This window comes from Staphylococcus sp. GDY8P94P (assembly GCF_017892255.1).
Taxonomy (GTDB): Bacteria; Bacillota; Bacilli; order Staphylococcales; family Staphylococcaceae; genus Staphylococcus; species Staphylococcus cohnii.
In genome coordinates this window covers 1-18,319 of record NZ_JAESKU010000026.1, presented here as the reverse complement: position 1 = coordinate 18,319, position 18,319 = coordinate 1, and the positions used below count along the sequence as shown (strand labels likewise).

The following is an 18,319-nucleotide window of genomic DNA, read 5'->3' as shown; positions in this document are numbered from 1 at the left end:
AAGACTCCTTTTTGTTAAAATTATAATATAAATTCAAATTTGCAACAGAACCTTCCTTAGCCTATATATTATTTACAAAATTCTATATTATCGATAATCAGGATGTATAAAAAACAATATTACATATTTTGTTAAGTTCTTTTATAATTTCTTTTTCAAAAGTCTCATCATTTTCCCTTGATGTATTTTCATAAATATCAAATAAAAATAGAGCTGAATCACTTGCAGTATGTAAATTGACTATATTAACTTCATCCATTTTAGTAAGTTCAGTACTTTTGCTACTTCTCACTTGTGATGTAAGTTTTTCTATTTCCTCTAAATTACTTTTTATAGAAAGTTCTTTTGCAAGTTCAGAGAATTCAACATCTGAATTCGTATATCCTAATCTAAAAACATTTATTTTCCTAGTATATTTTGCTAAATCAGATTTCAAACTATTAATAATCCTATCGCTGTTTTCTTCGAACTGTTTGTTTTTTTCTTCTTTATCTTTTTCTTGTTGCTTAACGCTATTATCATATGATTTATATGCGATAACAAGACTGATAACAGTTGTAAGGAGAGTGAATAATGCTACAAATGCTTTTAAAATATTTGGATATTCTTCTAGAATTCCCTCAATTTGATAAGAGTATTTAAAAACAATAAATATGGAGACCACTATTATGAAAATCGATATACGTAACATCTTCTTCATTCTAAAACTTCCTCTCTAAGCCATATAAAAATGTTACTGACTCACATTATTATAAAATGATTCTTATAACATATAACATATATCAGTATAGTTATTAAAACATCAATTAAAAATGCATGTTTTATAAATATCATTAACCCTATTCCTATTTATATATACTACAGATATAAATAAAATAACTCCGTAATTATAATATTTACGCTCAAACTTTATGAACTTTGCATTCCTACCCACTATGGTGTTATAATGCAATTAACAAAGATTATCAGGCATGTATGCACCAAATCCCCTTACTACGGCCATAGTAAGGGGATTTTTTGGTGTGACTAGTCGCCTATTCGTCATTACGCTTGCGTAGCCAATGCGCAAATAGCGCAACGAGACAACCACTTGATGCTGTGGTCATGATGTTTACAAAGATTTCAGACATCGCGTATGCACCTCCTCTCTACGTCAATTGACGCCTGAGAGATAGGCGACTTCATTATTATATCATCTGTGAATTGTTAAGCATATCCACTTCGGATAAGTTAAATTATGAAAACCATTCTCTCCACTTCTTTATAGTTATACATTTAAAAAAGCAGATGATATCACCATCTTAATTATAAAATCACCTGTTCAATTTATTCCTAGTTTAGTAGGAAGTCTTTACAAAAAATAAATTAGGTATTTATGAAGTAAGAGAGCTAGACAGTAATAAAGAAACTGAAAAATACTTAATTAAAACATCTCAATCCCACCAAACTACTATTATCGTTGGTGGAATTGATCCGTTTATTTTTGTAATTTATTTAATATTTTTTAGGTACCTCTTGTTGATAAACCTTTTTGATTTTTACTACGGTTCCTTTAATCCCTCTAAATATAAATTTATATAGCTCATCATAATCTCTTTAATAACTTATATATGCTTTATACACAAGTGTAAGTTACACTTGTGTGAATTACATTTGTGTAACTTACACTTAATTCTTCTAATTGTTTGCATACAGTATGCACGCATACATTATGCATATATTAGTTATGCAAACATAATATATGCTTTAAAGTAATATCATAATATTGTTTGCTTTTTACATACTTATAAGAATATAAAAAGCAACATGTTGCTTTAGTATGTCCACTAAAAAACAGTAATTTGTATTATACTAATAGGTTTAAATAAACTCTATTTACTCACCAAAGTATATGTTAGATTGCTATTTTTTTACTATCACTATCTAAGTAGTACTTTAGAATTCTTATACATGTTCGATACACAAATGTAAACTACACATCTTTAAGATTATTGTATAAACTCATCCAAAATTCTATATCTTTTACACTCACTTTTCGCACCTCATTATGATATAAATAATCTTTTAATTCTTCTCTGTTATACCTTTATTTATATCTTCAATCAAGTTTCCTTTTGGCGTTAAAAAGGATATATTTTTGTTAATTATTCTTTGCATGAACGCTTTGAATTCCAATACATTTTAAATATAAAATAGCTCACACTTTTCCAACTTTTGTTCTCATATTTAATAATCTACTGACTCAAGTAATGCTAAAATTTTGTCTTGTTTACTCGCAACTTCTTTTAAAATTTTTGTATTTTGCGCTTGCTGATGTGACTGTTCTGCATATAATTTTTGATAACTTTCAAGTGGATCTAATAACTCTAAAGTCTCTAAAATTAATTTGTTTCTTGATATATTTTTATCTTTAGCCAATCTACTTAATCGATCTAACAACTCACTATCTACATCTCTAATTAGTAAATCTTTCTTCATTATTTTGAACTCCTTTTTTTAAAATTTTTTACTTATTTTTTTATGTTTTACGTACATATACTTACTAAGATTATTTTGAAATTCAAACGAAATCCAGAATGATATTAAAGTATTATGCCTTCAAAAAAAGGTGTCTCACCTTTGTGACATTTTCTATATATCGTGTCACAAAGGTGAGACAAACACAATATGTTGTGTCACAAAAGTGAGACATTTCTATTTTTTTGATATCATAACACAAACCATTTAAACCCTTGAAATGTCTGGCTTCGCCAGACCTATCATTTCAAATGATAGCATATTTCCCTTATGCTCTTACCAAATATTTACCGATTTTCACGTTTTTTCTAAAACGCTCATAAAATCCATATAGTTTTTTTACTTACATGGTATGAAAAACATACCGAATCAAACATTTAAAACACTAATTTTTATATTATATTTAAGATGTATCTATAACAAAAGGAGTGTTCAAAATAAAACTAAGTTATAAACTAAAAATGGAACGTCTTAACGAAGAACTATCTCGAAAGAAATTGGCAAAATCACTTAATAAATATTTTAAAACGAAATATTATACAGAGAGAATAATAGGTATCATTGAAAGTGATGAGACTTATTTAAAATTTGATGTTGTTGATGAAATGTGTTGCTTTTTTAATTTAACAATTCAAGATTTACTATATAAAAAATGGCCAGAATATAATCAGGATTTCACTGACTACTTCCAAAATGAAACTACGAAATATTGTCCTTTGCCTGATGAAAATAGAACACGAGTTCATCAATTTTCTCAGCTTATATCTCATTTTAATTTAGTTAATAAACAGGATTGGATTTCATTCCCCAAGTATGATTTTATCCAAAGAGTTTATTACGATTACTTTGAAAAAAATGTTATTGATTACTCAACATGTGAAATAGCTTTAAATACTTTTAAGTTCCATTATCCAAATTATTTATACAAAAATAATAGTGGTTTAATCATTAAACATGATTCAGCAGGTATATTATCTGTTACCGATCATCGTGATCCTATATCGAATGATGCATTGAAAAATGGCGTTGAAAGAATAGAGCATGCCATTGGCTTATTATTAGAAGTCAATACCCATAAATATGATCAAGGACTATTCACATCCCATAATATTGAAAAGTTAATTGAATACTTTAGGTGTCATAATATTAGCTTAAATAACTTAAGTTCTAATACATTAATCCCTTTATCAACATTGAAAAATTTATATAAAAATCCTAAAAAGTTATACTTTAAAGATATTCAGACACTATGTAACTATTTAGATTTTCCAATCAATGAGATTTCAAATTATACTAGTGACATTCAAGATAATATTGACGCTAAAAATATAGGTGAACATCTAGCAAAGTTAACTAACACTGGTGAAATTGAATCATTTAATCAACAATATTATCTAACGTCACAAGAAACTCAATTACTCATTCCTAGCTATTGTTATGAATCATTTATACGACAAATGAAAAAAGACTTAAATAGAGGCAGTGATGAGACAATGCTTTTCATGGAATTTAAGCATTTTATTTTTCAATGGCACTTTTTTAATAAACTTAAAATTTTACTGTCTCAAAAGTTGAACGGAAAAATTGGTAGAGATCTCTTTTATATGTTTATTAAAACGGAAATAGAATCTGCATTAGGTAATAAGCTTTATCCAAGTAATCCAGTTAATCTATTAGGCACTTTAGCACTAAACAGAATTTCAAAGTTTGATAATACAAGTAATAAAGAGCTTCAAGAAATCATAGAAGAACAATTCAAATAACTATCAACACACTTATCACTATAATGATGTGTATACGTATCAACATAAACATAACTACATTCATACACATACCTATATACACCAAATTTTATAGTACTTTATTTACGTATAAAATTTGGTGTTGTTCTATAGTATCAAGACAAGAAGAAACTCGTTTCTAAAACCATAATAAAAAAACAGTAATACCAAAAAAATATATAATCAAAATACAATCAAAAAGGAGGATCTATATGAAATTTAGAAAAATTCAAAATGAAGATTATACTGCTTGTGCTAAAAATTTAGTTTCAGCTTATGAGGGAGCTCCATGGTATAATAAATGGACTGAAAAAGAAGCATTACTTAGAATTGAAGCCACAATGAGCGGATTTAATTCTAAAGGATATGTAATCGAAGAAAATAATAAAGTAATCGCAATGTGTATCGGCAGAATAGATTATTATTTCAATGGCATGAACCAATTTTGTATAGATGAGTTTCATGTTATACCTAAATTTCAAAAGAATGGCGTAGGTAAAAAATTAATAAATTCTGTCTCTGATTCACTCAAACTTGATGAAATATATAAAATTTTTCTAATCACGGGCGGAGAACTAGCAGAAAATTTTTATAAAAAAAAACGGCTTCATGAAATCAGAAGAAGGAAGCATGTTGGAACTCCAACTGTAGAATTATGACTAAAAATTAAAAAAAGAGATGTGAAATTAGATTCACATCTCTTTTTAACTATCACTTGATATCTATTACTTTTCTTTGATTATTCTCAGTTTTCGGTAAATCTACAGATAAAATACCATCTTCAAATTTAGCCTCAATATTATCTTCATCTATATTATTAAGTGAATACATTCTCTTCACGTTACTATAAGATCTTTCTTTTTGAATGACTTTACCTTCATCATCTTTTTCTTCATTTACCTGATTATTTTCAGCAGAAATTATTAGCGTCCCATTTTCATAAGAAATATCTATTTGGTCTTTTGAAAATCCTGGAAGCTCTGCTTTTAATTCATATCTATCGTCTTTTTCACTAATATCAGTTTTTATACCTTGTTCATTAGGAAAATTACTAAAAAATTGTCTTCCAAAATCTCTAAACAATTCACTAGGTGTCATATCAAAATAATCTCTTCCAAATGGTTTTAAACCATAACTCATAACGATCACTCCTTATAATATTTAACCTATTTTTTGATTAATATTTTTGACATAATCCAAATCATTTAAATACTCTTCCTAATTACTGTTGAATTCGAATTCAACAAAAGGGTTAAATTCAAATACACCATCAAAATTAGACATATTCTTAAAAGGAATTAGTTTTTTTGAATTTTTATCTAAACTCATATCAACCCCTCCCTATAAAGCATATAACTATTTTCACTATATATATAACATAAAGGTCAAAATTGGTCAATAAATTTTCTCGGCATAAATACGTGGTCTATTTATTTTGCTTTTCTCCAAAATATTAAGATAAAAACACTCCAATACCACCAATAAAAACTGCAACAAAAATCCCAATCCACATTAAAATAGACATAGAAAACGCTCCTTTTTAAGTAAACTCTATCACAAGAACGATTTAAAATTTAAATACCTTTATTTTGAATTTTAAGGGGGTATTTTAAAGAATTAGGTATAAATCATATAGTTTTTAACCTAAAAACATACATAAGCTCTTAAAACGCAAATATGAGCCAAATAAAGATATTGATTTGGAGCGTTCCCATGAAAATATTACGCTCAAAAATTGTGAAACCAAAAAATAAGCATAAGTCAGATATTCAATCTCCCGTTGATGAAACGGCAAAATATCCAATAAAAGATACAGATTATATGACAGATGATGAGGAAAAAGCAGATGAGGAAGCTTTTAGTATTATTGCTTTCTGGAATTGGGAACGTAGGAATTATTTTATTAAAAAATAGTTCAATAATCGGGCCATTTTGCGGTACAATGAATTGCCTTCTGCTACTAATATTAAAAACACTTTTTTGGGATACTAATACCCCATATGGTATAATTGTAAAACAAGAAAGAAGGAAAGGACTGACAAATTGTATGGGTATAGGAAATATGATGGGCGGAATGGGGTTCATTGGCATGATTTTTTGGATTATCATTCTTGGCTTGTTATTTTATGGTGTATATATATTAATTGCAAAAGCTTCAGAAAAACCAAAAGGTGTAAGATCAGATGATTCTTTACAAATTTTAAAGGAAAGGCTGGCCAAAGGGGAAATTAATGAAGATGAATATGAAAAATTAAAGAAAGTGTTAAAAAAAGATTAGGGATACTTTGAATGAAAGGGGAAATAAGCGATGAAAAAGAAGTTACCTTTAGTGCTGTCGTTTGTACTAGCTGGTTTAATCGTCATTGGACAAACTGGTTTTACCCAAGGTTCTGATTATGACCAGAGAATGGATAATATGATAAATGCATGCACGAACTTCATGCAGTCCTTTGATGATAACAAAGAAAATAAGTAGTAAAGTATATAAAAACACAATAACTACAAGGCACTGAACCCTTAAAATGGGAACTTAATAAAAACACTATGTTCTAGGCTGCTAATTCTCTGTATTTTACAGGGGATAAGTAGCCTAGTTTTTGTTTAATTTGTTTTGTTGTTTCCATATGTTCCATCATCATTTGTTGCATCTGCTGCATTTGCTCCATATTCATTTCGGGCATGTTCATTTCAGAACGTCCCATGTAGTAATAAGGGTAACATATTAAAACAACTGTTATGACAAACTTAAAAAACAAAACACAAAAAGGATAGAGTATAAAACTAACGGTTCTGTTGCAAAGTTAATTTTATAGTATAATTTTAACAAAAAAGGAGCGTTCTCTATGAATTATTTTAGATATAAGCAATTTAATAAAGATGTAATAACTGTAGCCGTTGGCTATTACTTAAGATACGCGCTTAGTTATCGTGATATATCTGAAATACTAAGAGAACGCGGCGTTAACGTTCATCATTCAACGATCTACCGTTGGGTTCAAGAATATGCTCCTATTTTGTATCAAATTTGGAAGAAAAAGCATAAAAAAGCTTATTATAAATGGCGCGTTGATGAGACATACATTAAAATAAAAGGAAAATGGTGCTATTTATATCGTGCCATTGATGCAGATGGTCATACATTGGATATTTGGTTACGTAAGAAACGAGATAATCATTCAGCATATGCGTTTATTAAGCGACTTATTAAACAATTTGGTAAACCTCAAATGATAATTACAGACCAGGCACCTTCGACGAAGGTGGCAATGTCTAAGTTGATTAAAGATTTTAAACTTAATCCCGACTGTCATTGTACATCTAAATATCTTAATAACCTCATTGAGCAGGATCACCGTCATATTAAAGTGAGAAAGACGAGATATCAAAGCGTCAATACGGCAAAGAATACACTCAAAGGTATTGAATGTATTTATGGTCTATATAAAAAGAACCGTAGGTCTCTTCAGATCTACGGATTTTCGCCGTGCTACGAAATTAATCACATGTTGGCCAGTTAAGGGAATACTACCATGTTAAAATGATAATTAGTTATATTTTTTCTGACTTTGCAACAGAACCAAACTATGGCTATTCCCCCAAAGATCCCCAAATAAAGTGGCTTCCCTTCTCTGAGACATAACCAAATTAGATAACCACCACCAATTTCAGCTAATCCTGCAACAATGAATACTACAATTGTATAAATCATAAAGCACCCCTTGAACATTTAATCAATATAGCAATTATAACGTATCCTTTTTGAACTATGATAATTATTTCAAGCATAGAGTGATTAACAACAGTTTGGAGGGATAGTATTGAACGAGGATTTTATATATGCAAATCAAATACTTAATAGTCGAGGTACCGTCGGAAAAATACGGACGTTAAGGATTTTGAAAGATAAAAAAGCTTAATCCCTCCGTATTTTTAGTGAGAAATTAAGCTTTTGATTTTCAACAATCGCCCTTTTCTGAATAAGCGTGTACAAGAGATAATGGAAAAATCATGCTGGAAAAACATATGATAAAAATTACAACATGTGTGCAATGTCTGAAGCTACTGTTGGATAGGCAAATATCATTTGTTTCAATTCTTTGGTTGAAATCCCAAAACGAATGGCTGTTGCAAAATGATTAATCAGTTCATCGGCTTCATTACTAATCAAATGAGCACCAACAATTTGATCATGATCTTCGTCAATCAGCACTTTAAACGCAGCAAAGTCCTCATTTGTCCGTTTATACGTAAACCAGTCGGAGATGTTTTTCTGCTTTACTTTAATATTCCGGCCAGAGTTTTTGGCTTCCTCCTCGCTCATACCTACCGATGCCATTTTAGGTACGGTAAATACAGCAGATGGAATCACGGGATATTCAATTTTTTTGCTGTTCCCTTTCAATAAATTAGATGCTACGACATGAGAATCTGCACTGGCTACAGGTGTGAGGGGCAAGCCATCCGTTGCTGCAGCATCTCCAGCTGCATAGACATTCGGGTTACTTACACTTTGCAAATACTCATTAACATGGACACCATGTTTTTTCCTTTCTATATTCCCTTTTTCAAGATTCATATCTAAGGCAGGGACCCGTCCAGCACCATGAATAACAATGTCTGCTTCAAACCGCGTTATATCCTCTTTTTTTCGAGCGTACACATGAAACTTTCCTTGTTCTTTTTCAATGGATTCAACGGAATGTTGAAGATGTACCTGTATGCCAATCTCTTTCGACTTTTCTAAAAGGATATCTACAAGATCTATATCAAAATTCTCCAAAGGTCTTTGACCTCGATGGATAATATGAACTTCTGATCCAGCACGTGCCGCGATATGAGCAAATTCAAACGAAATATACCCACCACCAACAAAGACGATTCTTTGTGGTAATTCATCCAACTCCAAAAACTCATCACTATAAGTAAGATGTTCTTCTCCTTCTATGGGTAAAGGGGTAGGTTTCGCACCACTAGCGATCAAGAAATGACTCCCCTCGAGCACTTCTTTATTCACTTCAAGTTTGTCCTCACTCACGAAAGATGCATTGCCATGATACGTATCGATTCCCTGTTTATTCAATGCTTCCTCTTTTTTTTCCGGGACATCATCTGTAAAGGTTCTTTTAAAATTCATAAGATCTTTCCAGTTGATGGAGACTTCAGACGGTACTCCATTCTTAACCATCCGTTTGTTCCAATCAATAAGCTCGGCAGCACCATGTAGAACCTTTTTTGGGTCACATCCACGTAGTGCACACGTGCCTCCAAACGGCCTGTCATCTACCATAGCTACATTCCAGCCGGCTTTATTACATTTTGCTGCTGTGATTGAACCCGCAGAACCTGTACCAATCACAATAAGATCGTATTTCTTTATCATCATTAACCTCCTCGCAGAATTGACTCTATAATACGTTTGCCTTATTTCTATCTAATGAAACCGCGTACCTTGTCCAAGGTTGAAAGAATCCACCGTCTTAACCAAACGGTGGATTCATTGTGTTGTTATCCCGCACAACAAGATAATTTTGAAACATTTTTATCAAACGTCAGGGCAGCTAATTTCAATCCTTCTGCCATTGTTAAATATGGTGCAAGGATTTCTTTTAAATCATCTACGGTTAAACCAAACTTAACGGCTAAAGTCGCTGCATAAATCACTTCACCTGCATTTTCAGATACAACATGAACCCCTAACATTTTCAATGTTTTCGAATCAGCAATAAGCTTAAAAACACCTGTTGTTTCATGATTTACTATCGCTCTTGGAACAGCATCTAAAGGCAATACGGAGGTTTTGACCTCATAGCCTTTTTCTTTTGCTTGTTCTTCTGTTAAGCCTACTGTTGCTACCCCTGGATTTGTAAATGTCACGCCGGGAACCACTGATAAATCTAGTTTTTTATTTAATCCACCGATTGCATTATCGGCAACAATTCCACCTTCATATGCTGCTAGATAGACAAATTGAGGCCCTAATGTAACATCTCCTGCCGCATAAATCTTTTCATTACTTGTTCTAGCATAATCATTTATCAGTATTTCTTTTCGTTTTCCGACTTTAACCCCAGCTGCATTTAAATTCAACGTATCCGTATTTGGTTTTCTTCCTGTTGCAACAAGCAGCTGCTCTGATTCAATCACTTTTTTCTTGCCATCTACTGTAACATGAACCTTCTTTATCTCTCCAGATTGTTCTACACGCTCAAAAGATGCCCCTTTTACAAGGTTTATTCCTTGTTCAATTAAAGCTTTTTCTACTACTTCAGAAATCTCTGGGTCATACTCTTTTAACAGTCGCTCACTTCTTTGCATAAGCGTTACTTCTGAACCTAAGTTATGAAACAATTGGCCAAGCTCCATTCCGATATATCCTGAACCGATCACCGTTAATCGTTTAGGTACCTTTTTTATTTCAAGGAGCGTTGTACTTGTTAAATACTCCACTTCTTCAAGTCCTGAAATCGGCGGGAGAGAAGGAGATGCACCCGTTGCAATTAAAAAGCGTTTTGCGGAAAGTTTCTCCCCATTGACTTCAACCGTCTGTTCATCAGTAAATTTTGCTTCACCTACAATTAAGTCAATTCCATATTCATCAATTAGATCCACATATTTTTGATTGCGAAGCTCACTCACTAATTCATCTTTTTGCTTGATTAAGGGTGCTAATTCCACTTCTCCAGCAGATGTTTGTAATCCCGTAAATGGATTTACTTTTGCTAAATGATTAATTTCTCCAGCCCTAAGAAGTGTTTTTGATGGAACACAGCCAATGTTTACACATGTTCCGCCAACGGTTCCACGCTCAATCATGGCTACTTTTGCCCCGTATTCAATCGCTTTGATCGCAGCTGAAAAAGCCGAACCACCGGAACCAATGATAAGTAAGTCATAATCGCCTTCATTACCTAACACCACATTTTCTTGTGATGATATTTCTTCTATTTCTCCAGGTTGATATTTCGCCTCATCAATAGCCTTTTTTGCACTTTCAATCCCAATATCATCGGGTAATTCAAATAATACTTCACCGTGACGAAAACTAGCTTCTACATTCTTGGCACCAATATTTTCAAGTGCAACTGCTACATGTTCTTCACAACCCATACAAGTCATGCCACTAACTTTCATACTGATTTTCTTAGTCATTTTTTAACACTCCTTTTAATTATCGAAATATGCCACCCGGACCAATCCCCCAATAATAAGAAATATAAATTCCTGAAATTAAAATAACAATGGAGGAAATAAATTGGATCATTGCCATATTTTTAGAAAGTAATTGTTGGACATATCTTTTTGAAATCAAAGAAACAATGGTTATGGAAGTAACGACAACACCCATACCGATTGAGTACACAATAAATTTAAGTATAACCATCAATAACGAATTATCTTGCATAGATTCAGTGAGTACAAATAAAAAGGCTGGCAACGTACAACTTAATGATGTGATTCCATAAGCAATACCATAGAAATAAACTGATCGTTTACCCTGTTTAATATTAACTCTTAAAGGTAGAGAAACTTTTTTTCCAAGCAACATCCCTAGTCCCAAAAGAAAGATAAGTACGCCCATTAGAAATGACCAAATTGGAAAAACATTGATTAAAGCTCTACCTAATAACGATAATAGAAAACCGGCTATCACAAAAATAGTTAGAAATCCCAACGTCATAGACAATCCTAACCATAGCCCCTTTGAGATTGTCCTTATTAAGGAACGCCTTGTTTCAACCTCTCCTTCACCAATTAAATAACTAATATATGAAGGCAACATAACAATCCCGCAAGGATTAAACGCAGCAACTATTCCTGCTGAAAAAATAAATATAAAGGGAAACGTCATGAACTACTCACTCCAATACGTGTTAGTTCCTTTTGTAAATCATCGAAGGAAGGGTTAACCGCGTGATATATAACTTCTTGATTGCTATCTATTAAAAAAACTTCTTCCAATTGTTTTACTTTATACTTTTTAGTGAGTTCATATTCTTTATCGATTAAATGTGTCCATTCTCCACCATATTGACGTTGGAAATCCTTTAAATCTTGTTCTGTATCTTGTAGGGGATCCATATCAACAGTTATAAGTTGAACATTGTTCCCATATTTATTATGAATCTGTTTAAATACCTTTTCCCCTGCTACACAAGTCGGACACCAAGATGCCATGAAATAAATGAGTGTTGGCTTCTCGGAACTTATTGGTTGTGTTTTTTCATTGTTTATCGTGTTGGTTCCATTGGATATTCCACATGCTGAGAGGCTTACAATAATGAGAGCTGATAATAAAATCTTTTAAAGAACAATATTGATTTCAAATCACTCCCCCCCTTTTTCTTCTGTTTCACTGAATTTAGAATGGCAACAATCCGACTGACATGTATTACGACTACCTCTTCTTTTTACCAACATAATCAGTCCGACAATTAACAAAACAGCACCAAATATCCAAACTTGTTTTCCTATTAAGAAAGCACCCATAGAACTCAATCCAATTGCAATTAAAAGGATTGGTAAAGCGCAACATAGAACCAACAATGCTGGTATTCCTAAAAACAATAATTTATCATTATCCTTTACATTTTTTCGCTTTTGTACAGTCAATTTACATCACCTGCTAAAAAGTTGATTTTAACCCTCAAACATTTTCTCAATAATAGGGCAAGAATATAAATATTCTTCATTCGGACAACATTCTTTTAAATCATTCAACATATTCTCAACACGCATTAAATCTCTAATTTGTTGTTGTACTTCATCAACTTTTTGAGAAACGAACTCATATATATCCGAACACCGCACATCATCCTTATCTACAACACCAAGCAACTTGTGGATTTCACTTAAAGAAAAACCAAGCTCTTGCATCCGTTTAATAAACCATACACGCTTAACATCATCATCTGAATATATCCGATAACCAGCTTTCGTTCGGGAAGGTTCTTGTAATAAATTTTTTTGTTCGTAATATCTAATCGTCTCTTTATTTACCCCACATTTTTCTGCAAATGCAGTAATACGATAACTCACATAGTTCACCTCTAAATAATAATAAACCGCGTACCATAGTACGCGGTCAAGTATAATACATTTTTCTTCTTCAAGTGTCTTGCTTGTACTTTAAGGGAGCCTATCAACTCCACTTGGTTATTATTGTGATCTACTCAAACATTATAGTCAAATGACCATTTGATTGTATTTGTTATTCCTTTAAATAGTGACATAAATGGTTATTTTCTGTACATTACAAAATAAAAAAGTCAAATGGTATATACCCCTATACCGTATATGTTATACTCAAATTGTCTTATTACTATCTTTAAAAATATAAAATTAGGAGGTTTAATTTTGTCGAATAACAAAAAACACCAAAATCATGAGCATCATAGTCATCAAGAACATGAAAATCACACTAGTCATGGTAATCATGAGCATCATAGTCATCAAGAACATGAAAATCACACTAGTCATGGTAATCATGAACATCACCATCATGGAAATTTTAAAAGTAAATTCTTTATTTCTTTGATTTTTGCGATACCGATTATTATTTTATCGCCCATGATGGGAGTTAAATTACCGTTTCAAATTTCATTTACAGGGTCAGATTGGATTGTATTAATTCTTGCTACAATTTTATTCTTTTACGGAGGAAAGCCATTTTTATCAGGGGCTAAAGATGAAATTTCAACTAAAAAACCTGGAATGATGACGCTTGTTGCTCTAGGTATTTCAGTAGCTTATATTTATAGTTTATACGCCTTTTATATGAATAACTTCAGTGGTTCATCCACACATACAATGGACTTTTTCTGGGAATTAGCGACTTTAATTTTAATCATGTTATTAGGTCATTGGATTGAAATGAACGCAGTAGGTAATGCAGGCAATGCACTGAAGAAAATGGCAGAACTTTTACCTAATACTGCAGTGAAGCTGATTGATAACAATCAACGAGAAGAAGTTAAAATATCAGATATTCATATTGACGATATTGTGGAAGTCAGAGCAGGCGAAAGTATACCCACAGACGGAATCATTGTTCAAGGAGAAACATCAATTGACGAATCATTAGTTACTGGCGAATCAAAAAAAGTTCATAAAACTCATAATGATGATGTTATTGGAGGTTCAATTAATGGTTCAGGTACAGTACAAGTTAAAGTGACTGCTACGGGTGAAAATGGCTACCTATCTCAAGTTATGGGTCTTGTTAACCAAGCTCAAAACGATAAGTCAAAAGCTGAACTCCTCTCTGATAAAGTCGCAGGTTATTTGTTTTACTTTGCAGTAAGTATTGGCCTGATTTCATTTATTGTATGGATGCTTATTCAAAACAACGTCGATTTCGCACTTGAACGGCTAGTAACCGTATTAGTCATTGCTTGTCCACATGCATTAGGCTTGGCAATACCTTTAGTTACAGCACGTTCTACCTCTATAGGCGCACATAATGGTTTAATCATTAAAAACAGAGAATCTGTAGAAATCGCACAACACATTGATTACATCATGATGGATAAAACTGGGACACTAACTGAAGGTAACTTTTCAGTGAATCACTATGAAAGTTTTACAGACGAGTTAAATAATGAAGAAATATTGAGTCTATTTGCTTCATTAGAAAGTAATTCTAATCATCCACTTGCCACTGGTATTGTTGATTTTGCTAAAGGCAAAAATATTTCATATGCTACTCCTCAAGAAGTTAATAATATTCCAGGTATAGGCTTAGAAGGCACAGTTGATAATAAAAAACTCAAAATAGTGAATGTTTCTTATCTCGATAAAAGCAATTTTGATTATAATAAAGAACAATTTACGAATCTCGCTCAACAAGGGAATTCTATTAGTTATCTAATTCATGACCGACAAGTTATTGGTATTATCGCACAAGGCGATAAAATTAAAGAAAGTTCAAAACAAATGGTTTCGGATTTATTATCGAGAAACATTACGCCAGTCATGCTTACAGGCGATAATAAAGAAGTGGCACAAACAGTGGCTGAAGAATTAGGTATTAGTGATGTCCACGCGCAATTGATGCCCGAAGATAAAGAAAGTATTATCCAAGATTATCAAAGCAATGGTAGCAAAATCATGATGGTTGGTGATGGTATCAATGATGCGCCAAGCCTTATTAGAGCAGATATTGGTATGGCAATTGGCGCAGGGACAGATGTAGCTATTGAATCGGGGGATGTCATACTCGTTAAAAGTAATCCTTCTGATATTATCAATTTTTTGTCCCTTTCAAAAAATACGATGAAAAAAATGGTTCAAAATTTATGGTGGGGCGCAGGATATAACGTGATTGCAGTTCCTCTTGCAGCTGGTATATTAGCTTCTATTGGTTTAATATTATCACCTGCTGTGGGTGCAATACTTATGTCTTTAAGTACGATCATCGTAGCAATTAATGCATTTACATTAAAATTAAAATAAAAGAGGTAAATATAATGTATAAAAAAATGTTCACAATTTTAATTACGTTATTTTCTATAATGTTTATGGTTCCTAATGATACTTTTGCAGAAGGTAAGCACAACATGATGGACATGAAAGAAAATGATCAAAAGCGAAATGATATGATGGATATGAAAAGTCATGACGAAAGAAAAAATTTGAATTCTTCACAAGGAAAAAATGAAATAACATTTCCCAAAGTTTTAGATCCTAAAAAAGATAACAATGGTTATAAAAGTTATACATTAAAAGCGCAGAAAGGAAAGACAGAATTTTACAAAGGTAATTTCTCTAACACTTTAGGATACAATGGAAATTTACTTGGGCCAACTTTAAAATTAAAAAAAGGAGATAAGGTTAAAATTAAGTTAGTCAACAACTTAGATGAAAATACAACATTTCATTGGCATGGGTTAGAAATAGATGGAAAAGTGGATGGAGGCCCTTCTCAAGTTATAAAACCAGGAAAAGAAAAAACAATAAAATTTGAGGTTAAACAAGAGGCTGCTACATTATGGTATCATCCCCACCCCTCCCCAAATACAGCTAAACAAGTTTATAATGGTTTATCAGGGTTATTATATATAGAGGATGACAAAAAGAATAATTATCCTAGCAATTATGGGAAAAATGATTTGCCTATAATAATCCAAGATAAAACATTTGTATCTAAAAAATTAAATTATACAAAAACGAAAGATGAAGATGGTACTCAAGGTGATACAGTCCTTGTGAATGGGAAAGTAGATCCTAAATTAACAACAAAAGAAGGAAAAATACGTTTGAGACTTTTAAATGGCTCCAATGCTCGGGATTTAAATCTTAAGCTAAGTAATAATCAAAGTTTTGAATATATTGCTTCAGAAGGCGGCCATTTAGAAAAGACTAAAAAGTTAAAAGAAATTAATTTAGCTCCTTCAGCAAGAAAAGAAATAGTAATAGATTTATCTAAAATGAAAGAAGAAAAAGTCAATCTTGTTGATAATGATGAAACAGTAATTTTACCAATTATTAACAAAGAAAAAAGTACTAACAAAGACACTACTCCAAAAGTAGATAAAAAAATCAAATTAGAAGGTATGGACGATAATGTTACTATTAATGGCAAAAAATTCGATCCTAACAGAATAGATTTCACACAAAAGGTAAACCGGAAAGAAACTTGGGAAATTGAAAACGTCAAAGATAAAATGGGTGGTATGAAGCACCCGTTCCATATCCACGGAACGCAATTTAAAGTTTTATCAGTGGATGGGAAGAAACCTTCAGAAGATATGAGAGGCAAAAAAGACGTTATATCTCTGGAACCTGGACAAAAAGCCAAAATAGAAGTGGTTTTTAAAAATACTGGGACATACATGTTCCATTGTCACATACTTGAGCATGAAGATAATGGAATGATGGGACAAATAAAAGTAACAAAATAATTTATAAGGAGAATTCAATATGATGAAAAAATTGAGCTCAATTATAGTAGCTTCAGGATTAGTATTATCAGCTTGTTCAACTGGTAACGAAGAAGAAGAAAATTCTAAAGATCAAAAACAAGAAAAACATATGAATCATAAGAGTGAAAGTAAAGCCCCAGATAATATGAAAAGTACAGATGACAGTAAATATAAAAAGGACGATAAAATAACAATTACAGCTGATCATATGCCTGGTATGAAAAATGCTAAAGGTACAGTTAAAGGTGCTTACAAAACCTATGCTTATGTCGTGAGTTACACACCTACAAATGGTGATGAAAAAGTTAATAATCACAAATGGGTCGTTAATGAGGAAGTTGCAGATGCCCCTGAAAATGGATTCAAGAAAGGTGATACAGTTAAATTAGAAGCTGACCATATGCCTGGTATGAAAGGTGCAGAAGCTCAAATTGATGATGTAGAAAAAACAACCGTTTATATGGTGGATTATAAATCAACAGAAAACGATGAGATGGTTAAAAATCATAAATGGATGACAACTGACGAACTAAAATCTCGTTAATGTCTATCATTTTAAAGCTTTAAAGTATTTAGTTAGTTATTCACAAATGCAATGAGAATCCCCTTTGTTAAATAGACAAGTAAACAAATAAAATTTATGGCCACTCTCATATCCACAATAATGAGAGTGGCCATTTGTTTAGAAAAATTAAATGATTTTAATGAAAATGAGGGGATCTTTTATAATTTATCAATGGAATTTCGAAAAATATAAAAAATGGAATAGTGAATGTATTGAGCTTTATCATTTATCAAGAAAAGTTATTCTAAATTAGCAGGTAAAGTCACAAAAGGGTAATGCGTATGGAAAATGAAAAGACACGTAATAAGAAGCCATATATATATGGTTTCTTATTACTAATAATTATCTTAATTGCTTTAATAATTGTATTTGTAGTTAGAAAAACAGATGCCCTAGGACAAATAAATAAATTTGAAGATGCTGTAGAATCTAATGATTCTAAAAAAGTCAGTGAAATTTTATCCGGTAGTGAACGGACTATGTCAGACAAGGAATCAAAAGCGTTTATAAAATATATGGTTCTGTTGCAAAGTAAA

The 18,319-nt window shown here is 31.8% G+C and carries 21 protein-coding genes and 1 pseudogene; 10 read left to right on the top strand and 12 right to left on the bottom strand.

Annotation, left to right across the window (positions count from 1 at the left end; translation table 11 throughout):
- Positions 1-97 precede the first annotated feature (97 nt).
- The 3 genes from KA926_RS13480 to KA926_RS13470 all read right to left on the bottom strand — a co-directional run bounded on the left by KA926_RS13480 (position 98) and on the right by KA926_RS13470 (position 2,478).
- Positions 98-700 (bottom strand): hypothetical protein, encoded by a 603-nt coding sequence (locus tag KA926_RS13480; protein WP_194376094.1) that lies wholly within the window; start codon positions 698-700, stop codon positions 98-100.
- A 334-nt stretch (positions 701-1,034) separates the two neighbouring features.
- A complete protein-coding gene (locus KA926_RS13475; RefSeq protein ID WP_194376095.1) occupies positions 1,035-1,130 on the bottom strand; it encodes a type I toxin-antitoxin system Fst family toxin in 96 nt (31 codons plus the stop codon).
- Positions 1,131-2,226: 1,096 nt separating this feature from the next.
- Entirely contained in the window at positions 2,227-2,478 is a 252-nt protein-coding gene (locus KA926_RS13470) for a hypothetical protein (protein WP_070704322.1), read from the bottom strand.
- 500 nt (positions 2,479-2,978) lie between these two features.
- Between KA926_RS13470 and KA926_RS13465 the strand changes: the two genes are divergently transcribed.
- The gene (locus tag KA926_RS13465; RefSeq protein WP_204172137.1) at positions 2,979-4,280 is read left to right on the top strand and encodes a helix-turn-helix domain-containing protein; all 1,302 of its coding nucleotides are present in this window, start codon (positions 2,979-2,981) and stop codon (positions 4,278-4,280) included.
- A gap of 230 nt (positions 4,281-4,510) precedes the next feature.
- Positions 4,511-4,957: a GNAT family N-acetyltransferase gene (locus tag KA926_RS13460; protein WP_239435865.1), complete on the top strand. Its 447-nt coding sequence runs from the start codon at positions 4,511-4,513 to the stop codon at positions 4,955-4,957.
- Positions 4,958-5,009: 52 nt separating this feature from the next.
- On the opposite strand, the gene KA926_RS13455 is transcribed toward KA926_RS13460, so the two are convergent.
- The gene (locus KA926_RS13455) at positions 5,010-5,438 is read right to left on the bottom strand and encodes an Hsp20/alpha crystallin family protein (RefSeq protein WP_204171298.1); all 429 of its coding nucleotides are present in this window, start codon (positions 5,436-5,438) and stop codon (positions 5,010-5,012) included.
- A gap of 573 nt (positions 5,439-6,011) precedes the next feature.
- Between KA926_RS13455 and KA926_RS14030 the strand changes: the two genes are divergently transcribed.
- The 3 genes from KA926_RS14030 to KA926_RS13440 are packed head-to-tail and all read left to right on the top strand — an operon-like array spanning position 6,012 to position 6,774.
- On the top strand, positions 6,012-6,212 hold the full coding sequence (locus KA926_RS14030; RefSeq protein WP_073346352.1) for a hypothetical protein: 201 nt from the start codon (positions 6,012-6,014) through the stop codon (positions 6,210-6,212).
- Positions 6,145-6,576, top strand: a complete 432-nt coding sequence (locus tag KA926_RS14205; RefSeq protein WP_224725325.1) for an SHOCT domain-containing protein — start codon at positions 6,145-6,147, stop codon at positions 6,574-6,576. The genes KA926_RS14030 and KA926_RS14205 overlap by 68 nt, the downstream gene beginning before the upstream one ends.
- Positions 6,577-6,606: 30 nt before the next feature.
- Complete coding sequence (locus KA926_RS13440) at positions 6,607-6,774, top strand: hypothetical protein (protein ID WP_162837505.1); 168 nt, start codon at positions 6,607-6,609, stop codon at positions 6,772-6,774.
- Positions 6,775-6,847: 73 nt separating this feature from the next.
- Here KA926_RS13440 and KA926_RS13435 read toward each other — a convergent pair whose 3' ends face one another.
- Positions 6,848-6,985, bottom strand: a complete 138-nt coding sequence (locus tag KA926_RS13435) for a hypothetical protein (RefSeq protein ID WP_021459086.1) — start codon at positions 6,983-6,985, stop codon at positions 6,848-6,850.
- 156 nt (positions 6,986-7,141) lie between these two features.
- Here KA926_RS13435 and KA926_RS13430 point away from each other — a divergent pair, with 156 nt between their 5' ends.
- Entirely contained in the window at positions 7,142-7,816 is a 675-nt protein-coding gene (locus tag KA926_RS13430) for an IS6 family transposase (protein ID WP_002512555.1), read from the top strand.
- Between the two features lie 56 nt (positions 7,817-7,872).
- On the opposite strand, the pseudogene KA926_RS14020 reads toward KA926_RS13430, so the two are convergent.
- The 7 genes and pseudogenes from KA926_RS14020 to merR all read right to left on the bottom strand — a co-directional run.
- Positions 7,873-8,007 (bottom strand): annotated as a pseudogene (locus tag KA926_RS14020) (YnfA family protein); the annotation flags it as partial.
- A 324-nt stretch (positions 8,008-8,331) separates the two neighbouring features.
- Positions 8,332-9,678 (bottom strand): dihydrolipoyl dehydrogenase family protein, encoded by a 1,347-nt coding sequence (locus KA926_RS13420; RefSeq protein WP_019467798.1) that lies wholly within the window; start codon positions 9,676-9,678, stop codon positions 8,332-8,334.
- A gap of 125 nt (positions 9,679-9,803) precedes the next feature.
- Positions 9,804-11,447, bottom strand: a complete 1,644-nt coding sequence (merA, locus tag KA926_RS13415) for a mercury(II) reductase (RefSeq protein ID WP_204180474.1) — start codon at positions 11,445-11,447, stop codon at positions 9,804-9,806.
- 19 nt (positions 11,448-11,466) lie between these two features.
- Complete coding sequence (locus KA926_RS13410) at positions 11,467-12,147, bottom strand: cytochrome c biogenesis CcdA family protein (protein ID WP_021459891.1); 681 nt, start codon at positions 12,145-12,147, stop codon at positions 11,467-11,469.
- Positions 12,144-12,506, bottom strand: a complete 363-nt coding sequence (locus KA926_RS13405; RefSeq protein ID WP_348635048.1) for a TlpA family protein disulfide reductase — start codon at positions 12,504-12,506, stop codon at positions 12,144-12,146. Before KA926_RS13405 ends, KA926_RS13410 begins: the two co-directional genes overlap by 4 nt.
- Before the next feature lie 117 nt (positions 12,507-12,623).
- Positions 12,624-12,908 (bottom strand): hypothetical protein, encoded by a 285-nt coding sequence (locus tag KA926_RS13400; protein ID WP_002510753.1) that lies wholly within the window; start codon positions 12,906-12,908, stop codon positions 12,624-12,626.
- Between the two features lie 27 nt (positions 12,909-12,935).
- Positions 12,936-13,334, bottom strand: a complete 399-nt coding sequence (merR, locus tag KA926_RS13395) for an Hg(II)-responsive transcriptional regulator (protein WP_002510754.1) — start codon at positions 13,332-13,334, stop codon at positions 12,936-12,938.
- 318 nt (positions 13,335-13,652) lie between these two features.
- Here merR and copB point away from each other — a divergent pair, with 318 nt between their 5' ends.
- From copB to KA926_RS13375, 4 genes are all read left to right on the top strand, one after another.
- Complete coding sequence (copB, locus tag KA926_RS13390) at positions 13,653-15,749, top strand: copper-translocating P-type ATPase CopB (protein WP_180373869.1); 2,097 nt, start codon at positions 13,653-13,655, stop codon at positions 15,747-15,749.
- A 14-nt stretch (positions 15,750-15,763) separates the two neighbouring features.
- Complete coding sequence (mco, locus tag KA926_RS13385; RefSeq protein ID WP_000277153.1) at positions 15,764-17,197, top strand: multi-copper oxidase Mco; 1,434 nt, start codon at positions 15,764-15,766, stop codon at positions 17,195-17,197.
- Positions 17,198-17,216: 19 nt separating this feature from the next.
- Positions 17,217-17,762, top strand: coding sequence for a YdhK family protein (locus tag KA926_RS13380; protein ID WP_002510756.1), 546 nt, complete (start codon positions 17,217-17,219; stop codon positions 17,760-17,762).
- A gap of 302 nt (positions 17,763-18,064) precedes the next feature.
- On the top strand, positions 18,065-18,319 hold a 255-nt coding region (locus KA926_RS13375), incomplete at its 3' end, for a TcaA second domain-containing protein (RefSeq protein WP_194378061.1).

What these genes read in the sequence shown, in the direction of transcription:
- merA (WP_204180474.1), bottom strand. Translation starts at nt 11,447, where the DNA reads ATGACTAAGAAAATCAGTATGAAAGTTAGTGGCATGACTTGTATGGGT.
- KA926_RS13470 (WP_070704322.1), bottom strand. Translation starts at nt 2,478, where the DNA reads ATGAAGAAAGATTTACTAATTAGAGATGTAGATAGTGAGTTGTTAGAT.
- KA926_RS13475 (WP_194376095.1), bottom strand. Translation starts at nt 1,130, where the DNA reads ATGTCTGAAATCTTTGTAAACATCATGACCACAGCATCAAGTGGTTGT.
- KA926_RS13410 (WP_021459891.1), bottom strand. Translation starts at nt 12,147, where the DNA reads ATGACGTTTCCCTTTATATTTATTTTTTCAGCAGGAATAGTTGCTGCG.
- KA926_RS13480 (WP_194376094.1), bottom strand. Translation starts at nt 700, where the DNA reads ATGAAGAAGATGTTACGTATATCGATTTTCATAATAGTGGTCTCCATA.
- KA926_RS13440 (WP_162837505.1), top strand. Translation starts at nt 6,607, where the DNA reads ATGAAAAAGAAGTTACCTTTAGTGCTGTCGTTTGTACTAGCTGGTTTA.
- KA926_RS13455 (WP_204171298.1), bottom strand. Translation starts at nt 5,438, where the DNA reads ATGAGTTATGGTTTAAAACCATTTGGAAGAGATTATTTTGATATGACA.
- KA926_RS13420 (WP_019467798.1), bottom strand. Translation starts at nt 9,678, where the DNA reads ATGATAAAGAAATACGATCTTATTGTGATTGGTACAGGTTCTGCGGGT.
- mco (WP_000277153.1), top strand. Translation starts at nt 15,764, where the DNA reads ATGTATAAAAAAATGTTCACAATTTTAATTACGTTATTTTCTATAATG.
- KA926_RS13380 (WP_002510756.1), top strand. Translation starts at nt 17,217, where the DNA reads ATGATGAAAAAATTGAGCTCAATTATAGTAGCTTCAGGATTAGTATTA.
- KA926_RS14205 (WP_224725325.1), top strand. Translation starts at nt 6,145, where the DNA reads ATGAGGAAGCTTTTAGTATTATTGCTTTCTGGAATTGGGAACGTAGGA.
- KA926_RS13465 (WP_204172137.1), top strand. Translation starts at nt 2,979, where the DNA reads ATGGAACGTCTTAACGAAGAACTATCTCGAAAGAAATTGGCAAAATCA.
- KA926_RS14030 (WP_073346352.1), top strand. Translation starts at nt 6,012, where the DNA reads ATGAAAATATTACGCTCAAAAATTGTGAAACCAAAAAATAAGCATAAG.
- KA926_RS13460 (WP_239435865.1), top strand. Translation starts at nt 4,511, where the DNA reads ATGAAATTTAGAAAAATTCAAAATGAAGATTATACTGCTTGTGCTAAA.
- KA926_RS13430 (WP_002512555.1), top strand. Translation starts at nt 7,142, where the DNA reads ATGAATTATTTTAGATATAAGCAATTTAATAAAGATGTAATAACTGTA.
- KA926_RS13435 (WP_021459086.1), bottom strand. Translation starts at nt 6,985, where the DNA reads ATGAACATGCCCGAAATGAATATGGAGCAAATGCAGCAGATGCAACAA.